Consider the following 20626-nt stretch of genomic DNA (forward strand, 5'->3'; position numbering starts at 1 on the left):
CGATCACAGGGGGCGGGACCTGCTCAGGTTTCCGGCCTCCGATACCGGCGGACGGCTCCGCCACAGCGGGTAGGGAATCCCCGACAGCCGGTTCATCACGAACGCATGGATCAGCAGGATCAGAACCCCCGCCATCAGCACCGGCAACTGGGCCGGGTCCGGCATCAGTCCCAGGGACACGATCAGGGCTGTGGCACCGGCGGGCGGGTGGGGCACCCGGAACAACACCATCAGGCAGCCGGTCAGCCCCAGTGACAGCGCCGCCGCCCCCACACGGGCGCCATGCACACCTTCCAGGAAGGCTGAGGGATGGTCCTGCAAACCAAACACATAAAGGCTCAACAGTCCCATCAACGCCCCCAGTAAATGGCCGCACAGGGTGTTACGGGGCGAGGCCGGTTCCGCCATGGGCACATGGAACAGGATAAACGCCGTGGCCCCCAGGGAGGGGAAGATAAAGGCCTCCTGGGTCATCAGGGCCACAAACGCCACCAGGGCAATGCTGAAACCGCCGTTGATCAGACTGAAGCCTGCCATGACCGTCCGGCGGCTATAGCGGTCGGCGAGTCGCTCAAGATGCAACGCCCGCAATACCCCGGACGTCAGTTGCCACCGTAATCGTTCGTTCCTGGCACCCACAGCGCCCTCCGCGCACCAAAATAGGGCGCAATGGTAAGGAGCGATTCGTGACCTGACAAACATCAAAAATCGATAACGGTTATCGAGCGCTGTCCAGCTCCCGATCGAAGGCCCCTTATCCGCATCCAACGGGTGACAAAAGCGCCGGTCCGGGTACACTTGGGGCAATGATAACAACAGGAGCCTCCATGACTGACAAACCGATGGAATTCCGCTTCCGGGTCCGCTATGCCGAATGCGATGCCCAGCAGGTGGTCTTCAACGCCCGTTACGCGGATTACGTGGACATCACCATTAACGAATACATCCGGGCACTGTTCGGTGACTACCGGGACATGTTGAAGCAGGGCATGGACATGCAGGTGGTCAGCATGACCCTCAACTGGTCCGCGCCCGCCCACTTCGATGACGTGCTGTGCGGCCGGGTGACAGTCAAGCATCTGGGCAATACCTCCTTCACCCTGGAAGTGCAGTTTGTCCGCTATCCCGACGACACCCCCATCGCCCGGGCGGAAGTGGTCTATGTGCTGGTGGATCCGGACACCCTCGGCAAGAAGCCCATCCCCGACGACCTGCGGGACAGGATGCAGACCGCCGGCCGTGGCACCGTGATCAGCCATGCCGGAGAATAAGCCCACGGCCTCCACCCAGAATCTGGTTCGGGTGTCTCCCGGCGTCCTGGTGGTGGGCAAACCCCTGCCATGGCCGGTGTTCGATGCCCATGGGGAAGTGCTGTTGGCCCAGGGTTACGTCATCCAGAGCGAGAGTCAGCTGGAGCAGCTCTACAACCGGGGCATGTTCTACCCCCATCAGGCGGAGAACCCCGACGAGGAAGTGGCGGAAGAGGTCGCCGAGGGGCAACGCAACCCGTTTGCTGACTACCGGGCCCTGCTCAAGACCCTGAACCGGACCTACGATGCCATCTCCACCCGGGACCCGGACGCCCGCCTGAAACTGCTGGGGCTGGCCCGGCTCATCGACCGCATCTGCCGGGAGGCGCCGGACGCCACCCTGTCCCTGGTCCACCTTTATTCCGTGGAACCCACGGCAACGGAACAGTCTCTGTTCCATGCCATCGTCTGCCACTTTGCCGGCCGGGAACTGCACCTGGACGACGGACGTATCGTGGTGCTGATGGCGGCGGCCCTGTCCGCCAACCTGGCGCTGATGCCCATCCTCGACAAGCTCAATGCCTCCAGCCACGGCCTCAACGACCAGCAGCGGTCCATTATCCACCGCCATCCACAGCTGGCCGCCAGGGCACTGCATGAGGCCGGCATTGAAAACCGCCTGTTGCTGAAGATAGTACTGCAGCACCATGAGCGCGCCGACGGCAGCGGTTATCCCGAGGGGCTGACCGGCGACGCCATACTGCCGGAAGCCCATATTATGGCCCTGGCGGAACACTACGTTGCGCTGATCAGCCGCCGTGGCTATCGTTCACGGTACAGTATCACCCAGGCCCGCAAAGCCCTGGCCGATGCGGCCCAGGACAGCCCCAGGCCTGCCCTGTTCCGAGCACTGCTGAACGCCCTGACCCCCTATCCGCCGGGTGCACTGGTGCGGCTGGCCAGCAATGAGATTGCCGTGGTCACCCATCGCCCGGCCCCCATGGGCGGGCACCGGGTCAAGGCCATCAGCGACCCCATGGGCAGTGCCTATGCCAGCGGCTTCGAGCGCGATACCGAGCTACTGGATTTCAACATCCGGGCAGTGGAAGTGGTCGACATGATGCCCCCCATGGATTTCCAGGCATTGTGGGACTACGAGCACCACTGATCCGCAACATACGACGTAGGAGTCCCCATGAAAGCGATTACGGTAAACGACCAGGTCCTGACATGGACCGACCATCCGGACCTGCCCGACCTCGGCCCGGACGAGGTAGCCATTGACGTTGCCTGGGCCGGCATGAACCGGGCTGACCTGATGCAGAGCAAAGGCGCCTACCCGCCGCCCCCCGGCGCGTCGGACATTCTGGGCCTGGAAGTCAGCGGCCGGGTTGCCGCCGTGGGCGACAATGTCTCCCACCTGGAGCCGGGCAACGAGGTCTGCGCCCTGCTCACCGGCGGCGGCTACGCCACCCGGGTCAACGTGCCGTCGGCCCAGGTACTGCCACTGCCCCCGGGCCTGACCCTGAAGCAGGCCGCCGCCCTGCCGGAGGTGCTGGCCACCGCCTGGATGAACCTGTACATGGTCGCCGGGGTGAAACCCGGGGAGCGGGTGCTGGTGCATGCCGCCGCCAGCGGCCTGGGTACCGCCACCATCCAGCTGGCCGTGGCCATGGGTAACGAGGTCTTCGCCACCGCCGGCAGTGATGACAAGCTGGCCTATTGCCGTGAGCTGGGAGCCACTGGCACCTGGAACCGCCATCACGGCTCCTTCGCCGACGCGGTGAAGGATTGGGGCGGCGCCGATATGGTGCTGGACCCGGTGGGCGGCGACTACATCGCCGAGAACCAGAAATGCCTGAACGTGGAAGGCCGCATCGTGCTGATCGGCCTGATGGGAGGCATGGATGCCAAACTGAACACCGGCGCCATGCTGATGAAACGCCAGCGGGTCATCGGCTCCACGCTGCGGGCCCAGCCGGTCAGCGTGAAAGGCGAGGTGATGGACGCCCTTTATGAGCAGGTCTGGCCCCGGCTGGCCAGTGGCGAGATCAAACCCGTGATTGACCGGACCTGGCCCATCGCGGAGGCCAACGATGCCCTGGCCTACCTCGCCAGCAACGAAAGCACTGGCAAGGTGCTGCTCGAAGTCAGCGACTGACCGGCCATTGCCCGAGCCACCAATAGGCCCTGCGGCTCAACGCAGCCCCCAGGGCCGGGTACAATGCTCCACATGGTCGTCGATAAAGCACGTCGTGAACCCGGCGAAGGGAATGTCAGTCTGTCTCGGCAAAACGGCCAACATCGATGCCCGCGCCGACACGGGCCAGTTCCGCCAGGATCGACGTGCGGGTCACGATACCCAGCAGGCGGCCATGTTCCTGTACCGGATAGACCTTGGGTTTACCACGTCCCAGGGCCTGGGCCAGATCCACCACCGACATTTCCGGGCTGATCATCACCGGCTCACGCATCATCACATCGTCCACCGAGGGCTCCCCCTCACTGTGATAGCTGCTGACCAGCAAGGCATGGATACAGTCCTGTTCGGACACGAAACCCACCACCTTGCGATGGTCATCCACCACCGGTAAACCGGTGACGTGGTTCTGCAGCAGGTGCTTCACCACCGCTGGCAGGGGCGTACCCAGCCGAACCGGTTCGATGTGGTTCCACATGATGTCCGACGCTTTCAGTGAGCGCATCATGAACGTCCTCCTGTTCCTTTTCCGTCCTGTTGTCCTGACGCCAATACCATCGACCGGTACCTCACGGCGCCTTTTTCTGTCGGGCGTTGTGAACGGGCCACGACCGATCGGTTGTCGCCGCTCAAACACTCCCTTATCCCTTTACCTTAGGCAAGAACAGACCAAAACGAAATGTCATTTTCTCACCCATTTATTCCGATCGGCCAACTTGCTGATTTGAAACATTTACATCCGTTAATCAGAGACTAAACTTCAGGAGGATTTCAAACTGTCATATAACCCCGCGACAGAACCGCGATACGCGGGGATCGGTTACGGAGCACACCATGGAAGCAATCAGCAACGCTGTGTCCTTTATCAACGGCCTTGTGTGGGGGCCGCCCATGCTGGTCCTTATCCTCGGGGTCGGGCTATTCCTCAGCCTGGGCCTGAAACTCATGCCCATCCTCCGCCTCGGCGAAGGTTTCCGGCTGATGTGGCAGGGCCGTACCGGCGGCGATGCGGTCGAGGAAGGGGAGATTCCCCCGTTCCAGGCGCTGATGACCGCCCTGTCCGCCACCATCGGTACCGGTAATATCGCCGGCGTCGCCACCGCCGTGTTCCTGGGTGGACCGGGGGCGCTGTTCTGGATGTGGCTCACAGCCCTGGTGGGCATGGCCACCAAATATTCCGAGGCGGTACTGGCGGTGAACTTCCGGGAAGTGGATGAACGTGGCGCCCACGTGGGCGGCCCGATGTACTACATCCGCAATGGCCTGGGCAAGAAATGGGCCTGGCTGGGGGTACTGTTTGCCATTTTCGCGGCCATTGCCGGCTTCGGCATCGGCAACACCGTGCAGGCCAACTCGGTGGCGGATGTCCTGCAGACCAACTTTGCCCTACCCCACTGGGCCACCGGCCTGATCCTGATGGTGCTGGTGGGTCTGGTACTGATCGGCGGCATCCGCCGTATTGGCCAGGTGGCCAGCGCACTGGTGCCATTGATGGCCATTTCCTACGTGGTCATCGGCCTGGCGGCGCTCGCCGTCAATGCCACTGAACTGCCGGGCGCCTTCGCCATGGTGTTCACCGATGCCTTTACCGGCACCGCCGCCGAGGGTGGCTTTGCCGGGGCAGCGGTGTGGGCCGCCATCCGCTTTGGCGTCGCCCGGGGCGTGTTCTCCAACGAGGCCGGCCTGGGCTCGGCCCCCATCGCCCACGCGGCGGCACAGACCCGCCAGCCCATCAACCAGGGCATGGTGGCCATGCTGGGCACCTTCATCGATACCATTATCGTGTGCACCATCACCGGCATGGTGATCATCACCTCCGGTGCCTGGAGCAGTGGCGAATCCGGCGCGGCCCTGACGTCCAACGCCTTTGCCCTCGGCATTCCCGGTGGCAACTACGTGGTGGCGGTTGCCCTCGCCATCTTCGCGTTCACCACCATCCTCGGCTGGTCCTTCTACGGCGAACGCAGTGTCGAGTTCCTGTTCGGCGTGAAAGCCATCGTGCCTTATCGGGTACTCTGGATCATTGCCATCCCCGTTGGTGCCACCCTGAACCTGGGCTTTGTCTGGCTGCTGGCCGATACCCTCAACGCCATGATGGCCCTTCCCAACCTGATCGCCCTGGTGCTGCTCAGCCCGGTGGTGTTCCGGCTGACCCGGGAACATTTCGAGAACCAGCGCCGGGTAGGCGGATGATCCGTTATCCGGGCGCATTAACTATGAACATTACCAAATGATATAAAACCGGCACGTCCATACCCTTGTTGAATGGACGTGCCGGTCCCATAACTCTTCAGTAAACCAGAGACTTCCGGAAACAATCCCTGAACCGGACAAGGACGGAAGCCTGAACATCGCCAACACGATGGACCATGCAGATACCTGCTGGTCGCAGTACCACCAATGGAGGAGAAGGTATGAGTTTACGTCTAGGTGACACCGCACCGGATTTTGAACAGGACAGCAGCGAAGGCACCATCCGCTTTCACGAGTGGCTGGGCGACGGTTGGGGCATCCTGTTTTCACACCCGGCGGACTTCACCCCGGTGTGCACCACGGAACTGGGCCTGACCGCGAAGCTGAAGGACGAGTTCGCCAAGCGCAACGTCAAGGCCATCGCCCTGAGCGTGGACCCGGCGGATTCCCACCGGGAATGGATCAAGGACATCAACGACACCCAGGGCTGCGAGGTCAACTTCCCGATCATCGCGGACCAGGACCGCAAGGTGTCCGAGCTGTACAACATGATCCATCCCAACGCCGATGACAGCATGACGGTTCGCTCCCTGTTCGTGATCGACCCGAACAAGAAGATCCGCCTGATCATCACCTACCCGGCCAGCACCGGACGCAACTTCAACGAAGTGCTGCGGGTGGTGGATTCCCTGCAACTGACCGACAGCCATAAGGTGGCCACCCCGGGCAACTGGGAGCGTGGCGAAGACGTGGTTATCGTGCCCTCCCTGCAGGACGAGGACGAGATCAGGGAGCGCTTCCCGAAAGGCTACAAGGCGGTCCGGTCCTACCTGCGCATGACCCCGGATCCCAAATCCAACTGGTCTGGCGAGTAAAGCCAACGGCTTACCCATTCGACTCGCCAGGGATGGCAGCGCCGTTACTGGCGCACAAAAAAGCCGGCCAGGTTTCCCTGGCCGGCTTTTTACTGTCTGCTCCGACCTGCTGGAGCCGTTGACGGGGACCGGCTTCAGAATGCCGGTACAACCGCGCCTTCGTAGTTCTCATTGATGAATTCGCGAACCGCTTCGGAATTCAGCGCATCCGCCAGCTTCTGCATGGCTTCCGAGTCCTTGTTATCCGGACGGGCCACCAGGATGTTCACGTAGGGAGAGTTGGCACCCTCAATCACCAGCGCATCCTCGGACGGGTTCAGACCGGCTTCCAGGGCGTAGTTGGTGTTGATCAGAGCCAGGTCCACCTGGTTCAGGATACGGGGCAGGGTGGCGGCTTCCAGCTCCTTGAAGTCCAGATCCTTCGGGTTCTCGGCAATGTCACGGGGTGTCGCGGTGATCTTGCTCTCATCCTTCAGGGTGATCAGACCGGCGTCCTGCAGCAGCAGGAGGGCACGACCACCATTGGTGGGATCGTTGGGAATGGCCACGGTGGCACCGTCCTCAAGCGCTTCCAGGGAATCCACCTTCTGGGAATAGGCACCAAACGGCTCAACATGGACACCGGTCACGGTCACCAGATCAGTGCCCTTGCCATCGTTGAACTCATCCAGGTACGGCTGGTGCTGGAAGAAATTGGCATCCATCCGTTTCTGGTCCACCTGGATGTTGGGCTGCACGTAGTCGGTGAACACCTTCACCTGCAGATCCACACCCTGCTCCTTCAGGCTGGGCTGGACAAACTCCAGGATCTCCGCGTGCGGCACGGCAGTCGCCGCCACGGACAGGGTTTCCTCGGCTTGGGCGCCGGAAAAGGCCGCGAAAGCGGTCAGGCCAATCAGGGTTTTCTTAAGGTTCATAGAACTCTCCCGAGTTTCAGATTGAGAAATTCAGTAATCGGAAAACAACTCCCAGGTTTGGGCGTCTCCGGGTGGGGAAGTTTTCTCCGGACCCTGGAGCGCCGGGGATGGCTCGACGCAAGCTCTACGACCGCCATGGATGGCGGAAGTGCCGATTATGCAGGAGCAAAAACCGGCCACGGACGTACTTGCGAGGCGTGTCCGGAGAAAGCTTACCGACCCGGAGACGCCTCCACCCAAGTCATTTCATTACTTGCGGCTGAAGTAAAGAACAAGCCGATCCCCCAGCATCTGCAACAACTGCACAAACACCACCAACAGAGCCACAGTAATCACCATGACATCCGTCTGAAACCGTTGATAACCGAAACGTATCGCCAGATCACCCAGACCGCCGCCGCCAACGACACCGGACATGGCCGCGTAGGACACCAGAGTAATCGCCGTCACCGTGATGCCCGCGATGATCCCCGGCAACGCCTCCGGCAGCAGGGCCCCCATGACGATCTGGCGGACATTGGCACCCATCGCCTGGGTCGCCTCGATAATGCCCCGGTCCACCTCTCGCAGGGACGTCTCCACCAGCCGGGCAAAGAAAGGCGCGCCCCCCGCCACCAGCGGCGGAATGGCCCCGGCAACACCCAGCGACGTACCAATGATCATCACCGTCACCGGAATCATCACAATCAGCAGGATAATGAACGGCACCGACCGCAACACATTCACCACAAACGACAGGATGGCATAGGCCACCGGCTGTTCCAGCAACTGGCGCTTGCCGGTCAGGAACAGCAACACCCCCACCGGCAGACCGATCAGCACACTGAACAGCAGCGACATACCCACCATCACCAGGGTGTCCCAGCTCGCCCAGCCGATCTCCATCCAGTCCACGTTACCCAGCAGTGATTCCATCATCGCACCACCTCCACATGGACATCCGCGGCATCGAACTCCGCCATCGCCTTCTCCAGGTCACCCCCCACCAGGGACAGGGTCAACTGGCCATAGGGTGTGTCCTTGATGTGATCGATACGGCCGGACAGGATGCTGAAGTCCACCCCCGAAGCCCGGGCCACATGGCCCAGTAGAGGCTGGTAGGTGCTCTCGCCCCGGAACGTCAGCCGCAGGATGCGACCGCTGGCCTGCTGGTAGTCCTGCTCCATTTCCTCCCGATCGATGTTTTCGCTCTCAAAGACAAAGTCCCGGGTGGTGGGGTGTTCGGGATGCAGGAACACGTCCGTCACCGGACCGCTCTCCACGATCCGACCGGCATCCATCACCGCCACCCGGTCGCAGATACGGCGCACCACATCCATCTCATGGGTGATCAGCACAATAGTCAGTCCCAGTTCCCGGTTGATGTCCGCCAGCAGGCGCAGCACCGACTGGGTGGTCTGCGGATCCAGGGCACTGGTGGCCTCGTCACACAGCAGGATAGTGGGGCGGCAGGCCAGTGCACGGGCAATGCCCACCCGCTGCTTCTGACCACCAGAGAGCTGCGACGGATACTTGCTGCCCTGGTCGGTGAGGCTGACCAGCTCCAGCAATTCCGCCACCCGTGAACGGATCTCCTCTTTCGAGTAGATGCCGGCAAGCTTCATGGGAAAGGCAATGTTGTCCGCCACCGTCCGTGACGAGAGTAGATTGAAGTGCTGGAAGATCATGCCCACCTTGCGTCGGAAGGCTCGCAGCTCGGCGGCATCGTAGTGGGTCACATTCTCACCATCCACCAGCACCCGGCCACCGCTGGGACGCTCCAGCAGGTTGATCAGCCGCACCAGGGTCGACTTGCCGGCACCGGAATGGCCGACAATACCGAACACCTCGCCGGTGTCGATGGTCAGGTCGGTGGCCTCCAACGCGGGGATCGCCCGGTCGCCCACCTGGTAGGATTTCTGAACCTGGTCAAGTTCAATCACAAGTCACAAACCTTACGTAAGGAAGCCTCTGAATCCGCTCCCAAGGCATTGGCCGACACCTTGTGGGCCCGGCACGAAAAGCCGCTGATTATAACGCAATCACCCGGCAAACCCGAATGTTGGATTTTGTATCCGTTCGTGTCCGGGTGCAGGGGTTCGGGCAGGAAGTGTAGTATGATTATTTAGTTTACACATGCACCTTTCCTCCGGAGGCAGCAACCATCGTGAGCGATCCCGCATCCCCAGCCACAAGGATGAACTCCACCCAGGAATGGGTCGCCTACCTCAGCCGCGTCGAACTGCCGGTGCTGGCCAACACGCTACGCCGGATCAATGAGCTGACCGACAGTGACAGCAGTACCGTCAACCAGTTGGCCGCAGTCATTATCAACGATGCCCAGCTCACCTCCCAGGTACTGCGGCTGTCCAACACCGTGTTCTACAACCAGACCCGGGTGCAGGTCAGCACCGTCAGCCGGGCCATTACCCTGATCGGGTTTGATTCGGTGAAATCCATGGCGATTTCATCCCTGATCGTGGATTCCCTGCTCAAGCGCTCCTCCCGCCCCCATCTGCTCAAGTGCCTGGCCCGCGCCATCCACGCCGCCGTCCAGGCCCGCAACCTGTTGCCCAAGGGCAACGACCAGGCCCTGGAGGAAGTCTTCATCGGCGCCCTGCTGATGAACATCGGCGAGCTGGCCTTCTGGTCCTGCGACACGGAACAGGCCGCAGAGCTGGAGCACAGCCTGCGGGCGGGCACACCCGACGTGGAGGCCCAGAAGGAGATCCTCCACAGCACCTTCCCCGAGATCAGCCGTGGCCTGGCGGAGACCTGGGCCCTGGGGCCCTTTATTCGCGATGTGGTGTCCTCCGGACGCCCGGGATCCGACGCCAGCCGGCTTGCCCGTCATGCGGTGGAAATGGCGCGACTGGCGGAAGACGGCTGGCGAACGGCGGAAATGGACCAGCTGATGGATACCCTGGGGCGGGAACTGGACGAATCGCCGGCGGCGGTCCGTGACCGTGCCCGGCTGAATGCGGGGGAAGCGGGAGAGGTGGCCGTGTCCCTGGGCATCCCCCAGGTACAGTCCCTGTTGCCCGACGGATCCGGCGAAATCGAAGCACCACCACCTCCGGACATGGATACGGACCTGCAACTTCGCATCCTGCGGGAACTGGCCCAGAGCCTGACCGAAAAGCCGGACCTGAACACCGTGTTCCAGTTAGTGATGGAGGGTATCCAGCGGGGGATCGGGCTGAAACGGGTGGCCCTTCTGATGCCGGACCGGGAAGGACGCAGCCTGATACTGCGGACCTGTACCGGCCCGCAGACCGAGGGCTGGCGCAACCATTTTGTGGTGCCACGTAACGGTAGCGGTGCCCTCGGCCACCTACTGCCCCGGGACGGCTGCACCATCTACCAGCCAGATGCAAAGGCGCTGGAACAGGACTTTGACCCCTGGCTGGGCCGGGTACCCGCCCTGATTGGTCCATTGGTCACCAACGGTCGTGCCCTGGGGATGTTCTACGCCGATTTCGGAGCCAACGGCAGCGAGCCCGGCGACGAACACCTGCAGGCGTTCAGCCACTTCCTGCAACACGCCCAGCTCTGCCTGACGCTGCTCTCCGGAAAGTGACCTTCCGGGGAGCAGCCTTCCGATTCAGTGCAACGCCCGCATCTGCCGCGGGTAGAGCGCGGCGCTCACCTCCGGCTCCTCCAGCAGGTCCGCCAGTTCCCGGTCCACGTCGGTCTCCTCCCCCTCTTCGGGCAGCGGCTCGAACAGGGTGTTGAGCCAGGAGGTCACCGAGGGCGCCTCCTCACGCTCATACTCGTTGGACAGGGCTCCAATGGTGCGAAAGCCCACGATCCGCTGGTGACGGGGATCGCGGATCTGCTCGAATCCACGCCAGTAGATCCGGTCGCGGGTGTGTAGCTGAACAAACAGGGTATCGATGGGTTCGGGGCCATCCTCCTGCTCCTTGCGCACTTCCGTCTCGGGATTGCGCTGACGGATTGTGGTCCAGGCCGGGTACAGCAATGCCACCGCGTCTGCTTCAACGTGTTCACGGGCAGCGCGCAGGATCAAGGCCCACCGGGCCTTGTCGGCATCGGTTTCAAGGGAGTTGATGGGAAGGTCGTAGCTCTGCTCGCTGGAAAGGACTATGGCCATAATCGGCGCATCCAGCTCGCCCATGGCTTCCGCCTGTGCTACAGACACCAGTTCTTCGATTGCCATCGGTTGGTTCATGGTACTCGCCTCCTCGATGCCATCAGAAAGGGGAACCGGTCCGGAAACCGGCCCCGGAGAACGGGGCAGTCGCAGCCGTCACCCGTTGGGGAGCCTCCGGACCAGCCCTGCAAAGCCTTCCGTGCCCGGAGTACTCATTCACAGCATAGCCTGTTCCGGCCTCAAAAATAAACGTGGAGTTTGCGGGAGCGGATCACAAGTCCGACCGTTACCTTTCCTTTTCAGGGGCGGTTTGCCATAGCTGCTCGTAACGGCCATACCACGGCGCCGCCTCCTCGAGCTGTGCCGCCAGTTGCAGCAGGCGGCCCTCTGCCCCGTGGGGCGCCCCGAACTGGACGCCCACCGGCATACCTTTCGGGTCCCACCCCAGGGGCAGGGACATGGCCGGCGTCCCGGTGAGATTTGCCAGTTGCGTGAACGGCGTTCGCGCCAGGCTCTCCATGGCGAGCTGGTCGATCATGCCGGTGCGATGGAGCAGCTTTCCGGCATGGGCCTTCACCAGCAGCTTCGACATGACCTTCATGGCCGGCGGCAGGTCCAACTCACCAATCCGGGCCGGCGGCTGGGCCGTGGTCGGGCACAGATAGAGATCGTACCGGCTGAAATAATCACCCAGGGCACGGGCAAAATCGTTCCACTGCTGACGCATGCGCACATATTCCGGCAGCGGGAAACTGCGACCGAGCATGGCCAGTACGCGGCTGTCCAGCTCGAAGTCGTCCTTCGAGGCCCCCTCTGTCAGCGCCATATCGATGAATGCCGGCACCTCACCAAAATAGATACCCAGATAACAACGGGCCAGGGCCTGACCATCGATATCAGGGCTGGCTTCTTCCACCTCGTGACCCAACGACTCCAGCAGGCGTGCGGATTCCTCCACCGCCGCCACGCAGTCCGGATGCACGTCATCCCCGTACGGGGAACGGGTAAACAGACCGATACGAAGCTTGCCCGGCGGCTCACTGGCCAACTCGCTCCATGGCCGTCCAGACGCCTCGATGCGGAACGGATCGCCAACGGCAGGGCCAGCCAGCACGTCCAGCGTGCCGGCACAGTCCCGGACGGTACGGGTCAGCACGTGGTTGTCCGCCGCCCCCAGCCAGCTTTCCCCGGTGTGGGGCCCCCAGGACACCCGCCCCCGGGACGGCTTCAACCCCACCAGACCGTTGTAGGCGGCGGGAATACGGATGGAACCGCCACCGTCATTGGCGCCGGCTACCGGCACGATACCCGCGGCCACGGCCGCCCCGGAACCACCACTGGAACCCCCGGGGGTGTGGTCACGGCTCCAGGGGTTCCTGCTTGGCCCCCACAGTTCCGATTCGGTAATGGCCTTGAGACCGAATTCCGGGGTGGCGGTGCGGCCAAGGAAGACCAGCCCCGCCTCCCGGGCCCGGATCACATAGTCCGAATCCTCCGCCATCACCCGGCGACGAAGACCCCGGCTGCCCATGGTACAGGGCTGCCCGGCCTGCTCCTGGCCCAGGTCCTTGAGTAACATCGGGACACCCCCGAACACCCCCTCGGCTTCAGGCTGCTGTCGGGCTTCCTCGTACTGGGGCAGACAGATGGCATTGAGGCCAGGATTCTGTTCCTCCGCACGGGAAACTGCCGCCTCTATCACCTCGGACCGCTTTAGTTCTCCCCGTCGCACCAGGTCCGCCAGGCCGGTGGCATCGTACTGCAGGTATTCGGAAGGTGTCATGGAGTTAATCCGTTGTTATTGGGATTTGAAAAACCGTTAGGGTATACCTTGCGCACTACGTCAATGAGTTTATCAGTAGTTATGCGATACGCCGATAAACCAAGCACACCGCTGGATAACGTAAGGCCCATTTATGCATCACCCTTACCGACAGAGCCGCTTTTCCATGGTTGTGGGGCTGATGATCCTGTATGTCCTGCCCATAACATCCTATGGCACCACCGCCCCGGTGGAAGACTGGCAGGCCATCATCCGCGATACGCCTTACTGGGACAGCCAGGGAGTCTACAGCAATATCCTCGACATCCGCCGCTGGGTACTGGAGGAGTCCGGCTACTGCACCAACCAGGAGCGGCACCTGCTGTTTGATCACCGGGGGCGGTTCATTGGCTATACCAGCGATGGTGCAACCCGTGCGGAAACCCAGAAACGCCTGAATGAGCAACGGGAGAAGCTGGCGCGGCAAGGTCGCGCCACCGGCTGGACCCCCGGTGATGCCACCACCACCGGTTACCCCTTCGCCCTGGCCTGCGACCAGCCCCATGCCCGCCTGGACGAGGCCCGCAACCGCTACCTGGGAAAAGACACCGATGCCAGGCTCTGGGGGCGGTGGGATAACCTGGATTTCGCCACGCAGGAGAACCCCGGCGCCCTCCACGACGCCCTGGTTTATGTCCATGGCACCCGCAGCCGCCAGCAGCAACAGTCACTGCCGCCCGAACTGCCCCGCTACCTGGCCGGTATGATGATGATTGAAAGTGGTGGGCGTACCCGGGCCCATTCCGCCGCCGACGCCAAGGGCATCATGCAACTGACACCCCAGGTATTGTCGGACTGTGGCGTGGCCCCCCGTAACCACTGGCACCGCCTGGCCCAACTGGACTGCGCCATGAAGCTGATGAGCCAGAACGCCCGCATCCTGGAGCCGGCCATCAACACGGCCTTTGCGGAGCTGCCCCAGGCAAAGCGCCAGCGACTGTTCACCCTGCTGCTGATCCAGGCCTACCACGGCGGTGCCACTCGCGTCCTCCGGCTGCTGGAGGATGACGACCTGAACGGCCCCGCCCGGTACTTCGCCGGGCACCACGAACGCTTCACCGCCGGTGATATCGCCTTCGGCATGATCTTCCATAACCTGGGTCGGGATCGACTGGGTCTGGCATCCCTGTATTATGTGGCGGATGTGGAACTGGCGACCCAGGCCATCTGCGAGGAACCGGACCTGGCCCAAACCCCGTTCTGCCAATCGCCCTGACCCTGTCCGGAGGATGTCTTGCCGCCATTCCTGCCTCCGGGGCTGAGCCCCGATATTGCCATATTGCTGATGGCCTGCTCCGCGTTCACCTCCATGGTGACGGCGGCCCTGGGCGCCGGAGGCGGTGTCATGCTGCTGGCGCTGATGGCCATGTGGATACCGCCGGCGGCGGTCATTCCGGTGCACGGTATGATCCAGCTGGGTTCCAACGCCGGGCGCATGACCCTGGCCTGGCGCCATATTGACTGGCGGGTGATCGCCGCTTTCGCGCCGGGCGTGGTCCTGGGCGCCGTGGCGGGCAGTCTGGTGCTGGTACAACTGCCTCCCTGGGCCTGGCAGGTGACCATCGCCCTGTTTGTGCTCTATCTTTGCTGGGGTCCGAAACTACCTGCCCTGGCACTGGGCCGGGGCGGGATCCTGGCGGCCTCGGCGCTGACCAGTTTCATCTCCCTTTTTGTGGGGGCCACCGGCCCGCTGGTAGCGGCGTTCATCAAGCAGATTCACACGGAACGCTTCACCACCGTGGCCACGTTTGCCACCGCCATGACCCTGCAGCACCTGCCCAAGGCCGTGGTGTTCGGGTTCGCGGGCTTTGTGTTCCGGGACTGGATCGGATTCCTCGCCGCAATGATCGCCTGCGGCTTTGCCGGCACCTGGCTGGGACTGCGGCTGCTGAACCGGCTGGGCAACCGGGCCTTCGGCCAGTTCTTCAATATCCTGCTGACACTGCTGGCAATGCGCCTGCTGTGGCTGGCCTGGCTACAGTGGGCAGGATGAAACCGTCAACCGATCAGTCATCCTTCGGTGCGGACACCGTCACCACCTGGTTACGCCCCTGGGCCTTGGCGGCATAGGCGCCCTCGTCGGCCCTCGCCATCAACTCCTTGGGACCATTGTCGCCGGCGGTCAGTTCGGTGAGACCAATACTGGCGGTGACTCCGAAGCTCTTACCGTCCTGATAAAGCCGCAGTGCTTCGATGTCCCTCCGCACCTGTTCCGCCAACGCCCTGGCCCGGTCCAGACCACAGGCCGGCAGCAGAATGGCAAATTCATCACCGCCAAGACGCGCGACCACATCCGACTGGCGAACCGACTGGCGAAGGATATCCGCAAGCCTGCGTAGCAACTCATCACCGAGCAGATGCCCGCCCTGATCGTTCACTGGCTTGAAATGGTCCAGGTCGATCATCATCACCACAGAGTGTGTCTGCAGGCTGGGGGCCTGCCCCAGCCATTTCACCAGTTCCGCTGCAAAAGCCCTGCGGTTGAGCAGGGAGGTCAGGCCGTCATGGGTGGCCTGCCAGGAGAGCTGCTTTTCCTGACGGCGGCGTTCGCTGTCATCCCTGATGACAAACACCAGTCGCTCATCCGGCTCTCCACGGCTGACATGGAGCGTAGTGACCTCCACATCGAACGCCTGTTGCTGTTTATTTCTCAGCACACCGTCCATGCCCTGGATCTCGTCACTGGCCAGGAAGTGGGCGGCGCTCCACTCCTCCTGCTCGGTCTCGAAGGACACCAGTTGGAAAAGCGATTGTCCCTCAAGACGTCCGGAAGTACCGATAAAGGTTTCCGTTGCCGGGTTTGCGTAGCGGATATTGCCGAGGGTGTCGGTCATGATGATGCCTTCGTACAGGGCACCCAGGATGCTCTCGGCCCGCTGTCGCTCCGCCCGCAGACGGGCTTCCACTTCGGTACGGTCGGAGAATACCCGGTTGAAGGCTTCTGCCAGATCACGAATTTCCCGGTAACCACCAGCGTCAACCGGACTGTCTCGCAACCCCAGGTGGCGGTCGCGGATCTGGTCCGCCACTTCCCCCAGGGGGTTGAGATAACGCCGGAACAGCCAGACAGCCAGGGGTAGCAGGATCAGTACCGCCACGGCGGCCGTCAGTGCCAGGGCTTCCCGCAGTCGGTTGGCCGGTGCATAGGCGTCGTCCAGCGGCCATGTGACCGCCACGAACCAGGGCGCCATGTTGAGCTGCTGCACCGCCACCATCACTTCCTTACCGTGCCGGTTCCGGGTATGGACCACCCCCTCGAAACCGTCCATGGCACCCATGGTAGCCTGGTTTACCATGGAAACCGACTGGATGCCCTTGACCTTATCCTCCTGCGCGAGCAGCAACCCGGAACGGCTGGCCACGATGATATAGCCATCGTTGCCGATGGCAGTCCTGCTGACCTCACTGAGAAAGTTGCTGGATGTCAGGTCGATAAACCCCGCAAACAGGCCGACAAAACTCCTGTTGTGATCGAATACCGGGGCGGTCATCACCACGCTGGGGTGCCCGGTGGCGTGGGAGGTGAAGGGCTCGGAGATCTGCGGCGCCAACTGGGCCACGGTATCCCGGAAATAGGCGCGATCGGACAGGTTCATGCCCACCAGGTCGACCATGTTCGGGTATTCCTCCAGCAGGACACCTTCCTCATCCACCAGGAATATGTTCCGGAACAGGTGGCGCAGGGGTTGCTGGCGCTCCATCAGCAATGAGGAAAAATTGCGGAACGAGGCACTGTCCATGCTCATGGTATCCGCCGCCTCGGTAAGCACATTGAAGCGCACGATCAGTTTGCGATCCAACTCATAGGCCACCATCCTGGCGACCGTTTCCACCTGATTGCGGGCCTGCCTTTCGAGCTCTTCCCGGCTGATCACCATATTGAACAGCGTGACCAACACCACCGTCAGTACGATGGCGCCAACGAACAGGACAACGCCACGGTTGGCCAGTCGATCAAACCATGCCCGCATTGAAACGTTCCCCAGTTGGTATCGGCGGCGTCATAAACATCGTCGGTAGAACATAACCCCTGTGAAATCCTGACGTGGTATCAACAGTCTATCAGAGCAACGCAGGTCTGCCTGCCGGGTAAAGCGGGTTTCACTGGATGCCACCAATAAAAATTGTTATCGTTTGCGTTCAATCTTCTTCCCATCAGGATAGTGACCATGCCTGAACATCCAGACCTGACTGCCCTGGGGTCCCCGCTGGAAAACCTGGTCGCCATGGGCGGCCCGGTCATGTACGTGCTGATCGCACTGGCGGTTCTGGGGCTGCTGACGTTCTTTTACCTGACCCTCACCGGTGCCCTGTTCGCGCCACGCTCCGGAGGCCGGGTCCGTCGGGACGTGGCACAGTGGAAGCAGGCCGGGGGCGGCCAACCACCCCGCCCGTCCGGCTCATTCCTGGCCCGCTGCAATCCCATGGTCTCGCTGACACAACGGGCCATGGCGGGTGTCAGCAATGGCGAACCCACTGACGCACTGAGGGAAAACCTCGCCCAGGGCGCCCAGAAAGCACTGCAACCGTTTGAAGCCCCCCTCAAGATCATTGAAGTGATTGCCGCCCTGGCCCCGCTGCTGGGCCTGCTGGGCACGGTCATGGGCATGATGGAGGCGTTCAGCGCCATGGCAACCACCGAGGGCCGCGCCAGTGCCAGCCAGCTCAGTGGCGGTATCTACGAAGCCCTGACCACCACCGCCGCCGGCCTGGTCATTGCCATTCCCTTTGCTGCTATCGCCGCCTGGGCGGAGTTCCGCCTGCGCCGGCTCAACAGTCATATGAATGAGCGCCTGCTGGATATCCTCAATGCAGCCACCGTGGCCGTGCCGGACCAGGCTGACAAGGAACCTTCACGGCAGACTGGCAGGTCCCCGGAGGAAACCCGGGAGTCCTACCAGCCGACCCGGGTTGCCCATGCCGCTGGTTAAACCCAGGCCCGCACGCCCCATGCCCATACGGATGACGCCGCTGATCGACGTGGTGTTCATCCTGCTGGTGTTCTTCATGGTGACCAGCTACCTGTTGCCCACCGGCTATCTGGAGCTGGAGAACGACACCTCGACCAGCCGGGGCGCCGACGGTGAGCCATTACCGCAACTGCAACTGCTGGCCGGTGGTGAAATCCGCTGGCAGGACCAGGACTGGCAGGTGGACGAACTCAGCCGGCAACTGGTCAGCACCGGCCAGCGGGATGTCAGGCTGGCCACCGACGGTGATGTTCCCCTGGAGCGCTTTACCCTCACCCTGAGCACACTGGACAACGCCGGCATCAACGCCCAGTGGAAACGCTCAACGCCCGAAAGCAAGACAACGCCGCAACCATGACGCCATTGACCCCGGAACCCTTCGAGGACAGCAAGTCGCTGCTGGAAAGGGTGGAAGACAGCCTGCTGCCGTTGATCAACCTGGTTTTCCTGCTGCTGATGTTCTTTATCGTGGCGGGACAACTGACGGATACCTCCCTGCCGGAACTGCCGGAAATGGCCTCATCGGAAGCCGGCGAAGAGCCTGAAGCGGACCTGGTGGTCAACGATAAAGGCCAGTTCCTGGTGGCCAACGAACCGGTCACCCTGGATCAACTCGCCGGCGTGTTACCGGTACCGGACGAAACCGAAGACCCCCTGCGTATCGGCGCCTCCGGCGAAACAGCCATGGATGAACTGGAGAAACTCTTCCGCGCCCTGGAGGAGCAGGGCCATGAGGAAGTGATCCTGCTGACGGAGCCGGCGGAATGAACCATACCGCCCGCGCCCTGATCCTGGCCACGGCACTGGTGCTCACCGCCATCACCCTGTGGCTGGCCATGCCGTCGGTGCCCACCCTGGAACTGAAAACCCGGGGCAATGCCGATGTCACCACACCGGCCCTGAAAGTGTCGCTTGCCGGGGGCACCCCGGCACCCGAGCCGGTGGAGGAGCCCCCTCAGCCCGCTCCGGTTCCCGAGCCCGTGCCGGACCCCCAACCGGAGCCGGAACCCGAACCTGAGCCCGAACCCGAACCTGAGCCCGAACCCGAACCTGAGCCCGAACCGGAACCGGAGCCCGAACCTGAGCCGGAACCGAAGCCTCAACCTGAACCAAAGCCGGAGCCTCCCCCCGAACCCCAACCGCAACCGGAGGAGCCCAGGGAAACGGAGGTTTCCGATAGCACCGTCACCGCTACGGTCGAAGCGGAAGCCGCGGTTAACACACCAGCCCCTGACGCCGGAGCCGATCTGGCAACCCAGCAGGAGCAGGTGGAACTGGTGGCTGGCGACGACGAGTCCGTGGATCAGTACCTGAGCGACCTGAGCCGGCATCTGTCCCGGTACCGGGAGTATCCCCGTCGGGCCCGACGTCTGGGCCAGGAGGGCACCCCGGTGGTGGAGTTCGAGTTTGACCGCAACGGCAAGCTGCTGGAAGCCCGCCTGCGGGACTCATCGTCTCACCGGCTGCTGGATCAGGCCGCCATCCAGCTACTGCGGGACGCCAGCCCGTTACCGGAAGTGCCCGATTCCATGGTCGGCAAGAGCTTTACCTACACCCTCCCGGTAGGGTACAAGTTGCGTTAATCCGTAACGCGATTTCATCCCCCATGACGCTTGATCCCATAACCGGCCGGGCCATTGCCCGGCTGATGTGCACCACCACCCGCGACATCCTCTGGTCCAGCTACCGTGACCGGTTGCGCCAGACCCGCCCGCGCAGCCACCTGGAGTGCCGCACCGGCAGCGGTCGCGCCACCTATCACCGCTACGATCACCGCAACCAGCACCACCTGATTACCTATGGTGTAGGCATGGTCATGGCCAAGCAGGCGCCGGAAACCGCCGCCAGCTGGCTCTCCACCCGCGAGATCCGCAGCCGGGGCTATTTCGGTGGTGAAGTATCGGTGCTGAACCTGCTGGCCCATACCTGTACCCACGAGTTTGCCCACCTGTTACAGCAGCACGCCGGCAAGCGGTACCACGGCTCGGTCCACAACCAGGATTTCTATCGTTTACTGGATCAGCTCAACGAGGATGGCCTGGCAACCCGGACCCGCGAACGCCTGGCCGACCTGGCCCAACGCCAGGGCCTGGCCCTGGATGACGGCCCCATGGTCATGCCCTGCCAGCAAACCCAGGCATCGCAGTGGCAGCCGGGAGACCCGGTGCGCTTCGGGGAGGGTCGTTCAGCCCGGGAGGGGCGGATCCTTCGGGTCAACCGCAAGACCTGCACGGTGGAAGGCACCGGCGCCTCCAGGGGCCTGAGGTTCCGGGTGCCCTTTGTCATGCTGGAGACGATGGAGTAAA

General features: G+C 62.6%; 21 protein-coding genes. 13 read left to right on the forward strand and 8 right to left on the reverse strand.

Annotated features, from left to right (window positions below; genetic code table 11):
• Positions 1 to 3 precede the first annotated feature (3 nt).
• Positions 4 to 639 (reverse strand): HPP family protein, encoded by a 636-nt coding sequence (locus tag ACJO3T_RS15720; RefSeq protein WP_406962859.1) that lies wholly within the window; start codon positions 637 to 639, stop codon positions 4 to 6.
• Between the two features lie 188 nt (positions 640 to 827).
• Here ACJO3T_RS15720 and ACJO3T_RS15725 point away from each other — a divergent pair, with 188 nt between their 5' ends.
• Genes ACJO3T_RS15725 through ACJO3T_RS15735 form a run of 3 tightly spaced genes read left to right on the forward strand, consistent with a single transcriptional unit; the run spans position 828 to position 3411 of the window.
• Positions 828 to 1271: an acyl-CoA thioesterase gene (locus tag ACJO3T_RS15725; protein WP_406962857.1), complete on the forward strand. Its 444-nt coding sequence runs from the start codon at positions 828 to 830 to the stop codon at positions 1269 to 1271.
• Positions 1258 to 2418 (forward strand): HD-GYP domain-containing protein, encoded by a 1161-nt coding sequence (locus tag ACJO3T_RS15730; RefSeq protein WP_406962855.1) that lies wholly within the window; start codon positions 1258 to 1260, stop codon positions 2416 to 2418. The genes ACJO3T_RS15725 and ACJO3T_RS15730 overlap by 14 nt, the downstream gene beginning before the upstream one ends.
• A 27-nt stretch (positions 2419 to 2445) precedes the next feature.
• Positions 2446 to 3411 carry an NAD(P)H-quinone oxidoreductase gene (locus ACJO3T_RS15735; protein WP_406962853.1) on the forward strand — a complete coding sequence of 322 codons (966 nt, stop codon included), beginning with the start codon at positions 2446 to 2448 and terminating at the stop codon, positions 3409 to 3411.
• A 115-nt stretch (positions 3412 to 3526) separates the two neighbouring features.
• On the opposite strand, the gene ACJO3T_RS15740 is transcribed toward ACJO3T_RS15735, so the two are convergent.
• Complete coding sequence (locus tag ACJO3T_RS15740) at positions 3527 to 3955, reverse strand: CBS domain-containing protein (protein WP_406962885.1); 429 nt, start codon at positions 3953 to 3955, stop codon at positions 3527 to 3529.
• Positions 3956 to 4284: 329 nt separating this feature from the next.
• Here ACJO3T_RS15740 and ACJO3T_RS15745 point away from each other — a divergent pair, with 329 nt between their 5' ends.
• Complete coding sequence (locus ACJO3T_RS15745; protein ID WP_406979081.1) at positions 4285 to 5643, forward strand: alanine/glycine:cation symporter family protein; 1359 nt, start codon at positions 4285 to 4287, stop codon at positions 5641 to 5643.
• A gap of 221 nt (positions 5644 to 5864) precedes the next feature.
• Positions 5865 to 6518: a peroxiredoxin gene (locus ACJO3T_RS15750; RefSeq protein ID WP_406979082.1), complete on the forward strand. Its 654-nt coding sequence runs from the start codon at positions 5865 to 5867 to the stop codon at positions 6516 to 6518.
• A gap of 134 nt (positions 6519 to 6652) precedes the next feature.
• On the opposite strand, the gene ACJO3T_RS15755 is transcribed toward ACJO3T_RS15750, so the two are convergent.
• From ACJO3T_RS15755 to ACJO3T_RS15765, 3 genes are all read right to left on the reverse strand, one after another.
• Positions 6653 to 7435: a MetQ/NlpA family ABC transporter substrate-binding protein gene (locus ACJO3T_RS15755; RefSeq protein WP_406962847.1), complete on the reverse strand. Its 783-nt coding sequence runs from the start codon at positions 7433 to 7435 to the stop codon at positions 6653 to 6655.
• Between the two features lie 249 nt (positions 7436 to 7684).
• Positions 7685 to 8350: a methionine ABC transporter permease gene (locus ACJO3T_RS15760; RefSeq protein WP_406962883.1), complete on the reverse strand. Its 666-nt coding sequence runs from the start codon at positions 8348 to 8350 to the stop codon at positions 7685 to 7687.
• The gene (locus tag ACJO3T_RS15765) at positions 8350 to 9357 is read right to left on the reverse strand and encodes a methionine ABC transporter ATP-binding protein (RefSeq protein ID WP_406962845.1); all 1008 of its coding nucleotides are present in this window, start codon (positions 9355 to 9357) and stop codon (positions 8350 to 8352) included. The genes ACJO3T_RS15760 and ACJO3T_RS15765 overlap by 1 nt, the downstream gene beginning before the upstream one ends.
• A gap of 224 nt (positions 9358 to 9581) precedes the next feature.
• Between ACJO3T_RS15765 and ACJO3T_RS15770 the strand changes: the two genes are divergently transcribed.
• Positions 9582 to 10994 carry an HDOD domain-containing protein gene (locus ACJO3T_RS15770; RefSeq protein ID WP_406979084.1) on the forward strand — a complete coding sequence of 471 codons (1413 nt, stop codon included), beginning with the start codon at positions 9582 to 9584 and terminating at the stop codon, positions 10992 to 10994.
• Positions 10995 to 11018: 24 nt separating this feature from the next.
• On the opposite strand, the gene ACJO3T_RS15775 is transcribed toward ACJO3T_RS15770, so the two are convergent.
• Positions 11019 to 11606: a hypothetical protein gene (locus ACJO3T_RS15775; RefSeq protein WP_406962841.1), complete on the reverse strand. Its 588-nt coding sequence runs from the start codon at positions 11604 to 11606 to the stop codon at positions 11019 to 11021.
• A 208-nt stretch (positions 11607 to 11814) separates the two neighbouring features.
• On the reverse strand, positions 11815 to 13311 hold the full coding sequence (locus ACJO3T_RS15780; RefSeq protein WP_406979085.1) for an amidase: 1497 nt from the start codon (positions 13309 to 13311) through the stop codon (positions 11815 to 11817).
• Positions 13312 to 13444: 133 nt separating this feature from the next.
• On the opposite strand from ACJO3T_RS15780, the gene ACJO3T_RS15785 reads away from it, so the two are divergent.
• The gene (locus ACJO3T_RS15785) at positions 13445 to 14566 is read left to right on the forward strand and encodes a lytic transglycosylase domain-containing protein (RefSeq protein ID WP_406962837.1); all 1122 of its coding nucleotides are present in this window, start codon (positions 13445 to 13447) and stop codon (positions 14564 to 14566) included.
• 69 nt (positions 14567 to 14635) lie between these two features.
• Positions 14636 to 15343 (forward strand): TSUP family transporter, encoded by a 708-nt coding sequence (locus tag ACJO3T_RS15790; protein ID WP_406962881.1) that lies wholly within the window; start codon positions 14636 to 14638, stop codon positions 15341 to 15343.
• A 13-nt stretch (positions 15344 to 15356) separates the two neighbouring features.
• On the opposite strand, the gene ACJO3T_RS15795 is transcribed toward ACJO3T_RS15790, so the two are convergent.
• Positions 15357 to 17321 carry a sensor domain-containing diguanylate cyclase gene (locus ACJO3T_RS15795; RefSeq protein ID WP_406979087.1) on the reverse strand — a complete coding sequence of 655 codons (1965 nt, stop codon included), beginning with the start codon at positions 17319 to 17321 and terminating at the stop codon, positions 15357 to 15359.
• Positions 17322 to 17519: 198 nt separating this feature from the next.
• Here ACJO3T_RS15795 and ACJO3T_RS15800 point away from each other — a divergent pair, with 198 nt between their 5' ends.
• From ACJO3T_RS15800 to ACJO3T_RS15820, 5 genes are read left to right on the forward strand one after another with little or no spacing between them, the layout of a single operon-like run.
• Complete coding sequence (locus tag ACJO3T_RS15800) at positions 17520 to 18281, forward strand: MotA/TolQ/ExbB proton channel family protein (protein ID WP_406979088.1); 762 nt, start codon at positions 17520 to 17522, stop codon at positions 18279 to 18281.
• 19 nt (positions 18282 to 18300) lie between these two features.
• Positions 18301 to 18678, forward strand: coding sequence for an ExbD/TolR family protein (locus tag ACJO3T_RS15805; protein ID WP_406979090.1), 378 nt, complete (start codon positions 18301 to 18303; stop codon positions 18676 to 18678).
• On the forward strand, positions 18675 to 19088 hold the full coding sequence (locus ACJO3T_RS15810) for an ExbD/TolR family protein (protein ID WP_406962829.1): 414 nt from the start codon (positions 18675 to 18677) through the stop codon (positions 19086 to 19088). The genes ACJO3T_RS15805 and ACJO3T_RS15810 overlap by 4 nt, the downstream gene beginning before the upstream one ends.
• Entirely contained in the window at positions 19085 to 19903 is an 819-nt protein-coding gene (locus ACJO3T_RS15815; RefSeq protein WP_406962827.1) for an energy transducer TonB, read from the forward strand. The genes ACJO3T_RS15810 and ACJO3T_RS15815 overlap by 4 nt, the downstream gene beginning before the upstream one ends.
• Positions 19904 to 19926: 23 nt before the next feature.
• A complete protein-coding gene (locus tag ACJO3T_RS15820) occupies positions 19927 to 20625 on the forward strand; it encodes a hypothetical protein (protein ID WP_406979091.1) in 699 nt (232 codons plus the stop codon).
• The last annotated feature ends 1 nt before the right edge of the window (position 20626 follow it).

The organism is Marinobacter shunpengi (assembly GCF_045449715.1).
Lineage (GTDB): Bacteria > Pseudomonadota > Gammaproteobacteria > Pseudomonadales > Oleiphilaceae > Marinobacter.

What these genes read in the sequence shown, in the direction of transcription:
- ACJO3T_RS15775 (WP_406962841.1), bottom strand. Translation starts at nt 11,606, where the DNA reads ATGAACCAACCGATGGCAATCGAAGAACTGGTGTCTGTAGCACAGGCG.
- ACJO3T_RS15735 (WP_406962853.1), top strand. Translation starts at nt 2,446, where the DNA reads ATGAAAGCGATTACGGTAAACGACCAGGTCCTGACATGGACCGACCAT.
- ACJO3T_RS15795 (WP_406979087.1), bottom strand. Translation starts at nt 17,321, where the DNA reads ATGCGGGCATGGTTTGATCGACTGGCCAACCGTGGCGTTGTCCTGTTC.
- ACJO3T_RS15815 (WP_406962827.1), top strand. Translation starts at nt 19,085, where the DNA reads ATGAACCATACCGCCCGCGCCCTGATCCTGGCCACGGCACTGGTGCTC.
- ACJO3T_RS15780 (WP_406979085.1), bottom strand. Translation starts at nt 13,311, where the DNA reads ATGACACCTTCCGAATACCTGCAGTACGATGCCACCGGCCTGGCGGAC.
- ACJO3T_RS15800 (WP_406979088.1), top strand. Translation starts at nt 17,520, where the DNA reads ATGCCTGAACATCCAGACCTGACTGCCCTGGGGTCCCCGCTGGAAAAC.
- ACJO3T_RS15785 (WP_406962837.1), top strand. Translation starts at nt 13,445, where the DNA reads ATGCATCACCCTTACCGACAGAGCCGCTTTTCCATGGTTGTGGGGCTG.
- ACJO3T_RS15725 (WP_406962857.1), top strand. Translation starts at nt 828, where the DNA reads ATGACTGACAAACCGATGGAATTCCGCTTCCGGGTCCGCTATGCCGAA.
- ACJO3T_RS15755 (WP_406962847.1), bottom strand. Translation starts at nt 7,435, where the DNA reads ATGAACCTTAAGAAAACCCTGATTGGCCTGACCGCTTTCGCGGCCTTT.
- ACJO3T_RS15760 (WP_406962883.1), bottom strand. Translation starts at nt 8,350, where the DNA reads ATGGAATCACTGCTGGGTAACGTGGACTGGATGGAGATCGGCTGGGCG.
- ACJO3T_RS15820 (WP_406979091.1), top strand. Translation starts at nt 19,927, where the DNA reads ATGACGCTTGATCCCATAACCGGCCGGGCCATTGCCCGGCTGATGTGC.
- ACJO3T_RS15790 (WP_406962881.1), top strand. Translation starts at nt 14,636, where the DNA reads ATGGCCTGCTCCGCGTTCACCTCCATGGTGACGGCGGCCCTGGGCGCC.
- ACJO3T_RS15745 (WP_406979081.1), top strand. Translation starts at nt 4,285, where the DNA reads ATGGAAGCAATCAGCAACGCTGTGTCCTTTATCAACGGCCTTGTGTGG.
- ACJO3T_RS15750 (WP_406979082.1), top strand. Translation starts at nt 5,865, where the DNA reads ATGAGTTTACGTCTAGGTGACACCGCACCGGATTTTGAACAGGACAGC.
- ACJO3T_RS15740 (WP_406962885.1), bottom strand. Translation starts at nt 3,955, where the DNA reads ATGCGCTCACTGAAAGCGTCGGACATCATGTGGAACCACATCGAACCG.
- ACJO3T_RS15730 (WP_406962855.1), top strand. Translation starts at nt 1,258, where the DNA reads ATGCCGGAGAATAAGCCCACGGCCTCCACCCAGAATCTGGTTCGGGTG.
- ACJO3T_RS15810 (WP_406962829.1), top strand. Translation starts at nt 18,675, where the DNA reads ATGACGCCATTGACCCCGGAACCCTTCGAGGACAGCAAGTCGCTGCTG.
- ACJO3T_RS15805 (WP_406979090.1), top strand. Translation starts at nt 18,301, where the DNA reads ATGCCCATACGGATGACGCCGCTGATCGACGTGGTGTTCATCCTGCTG.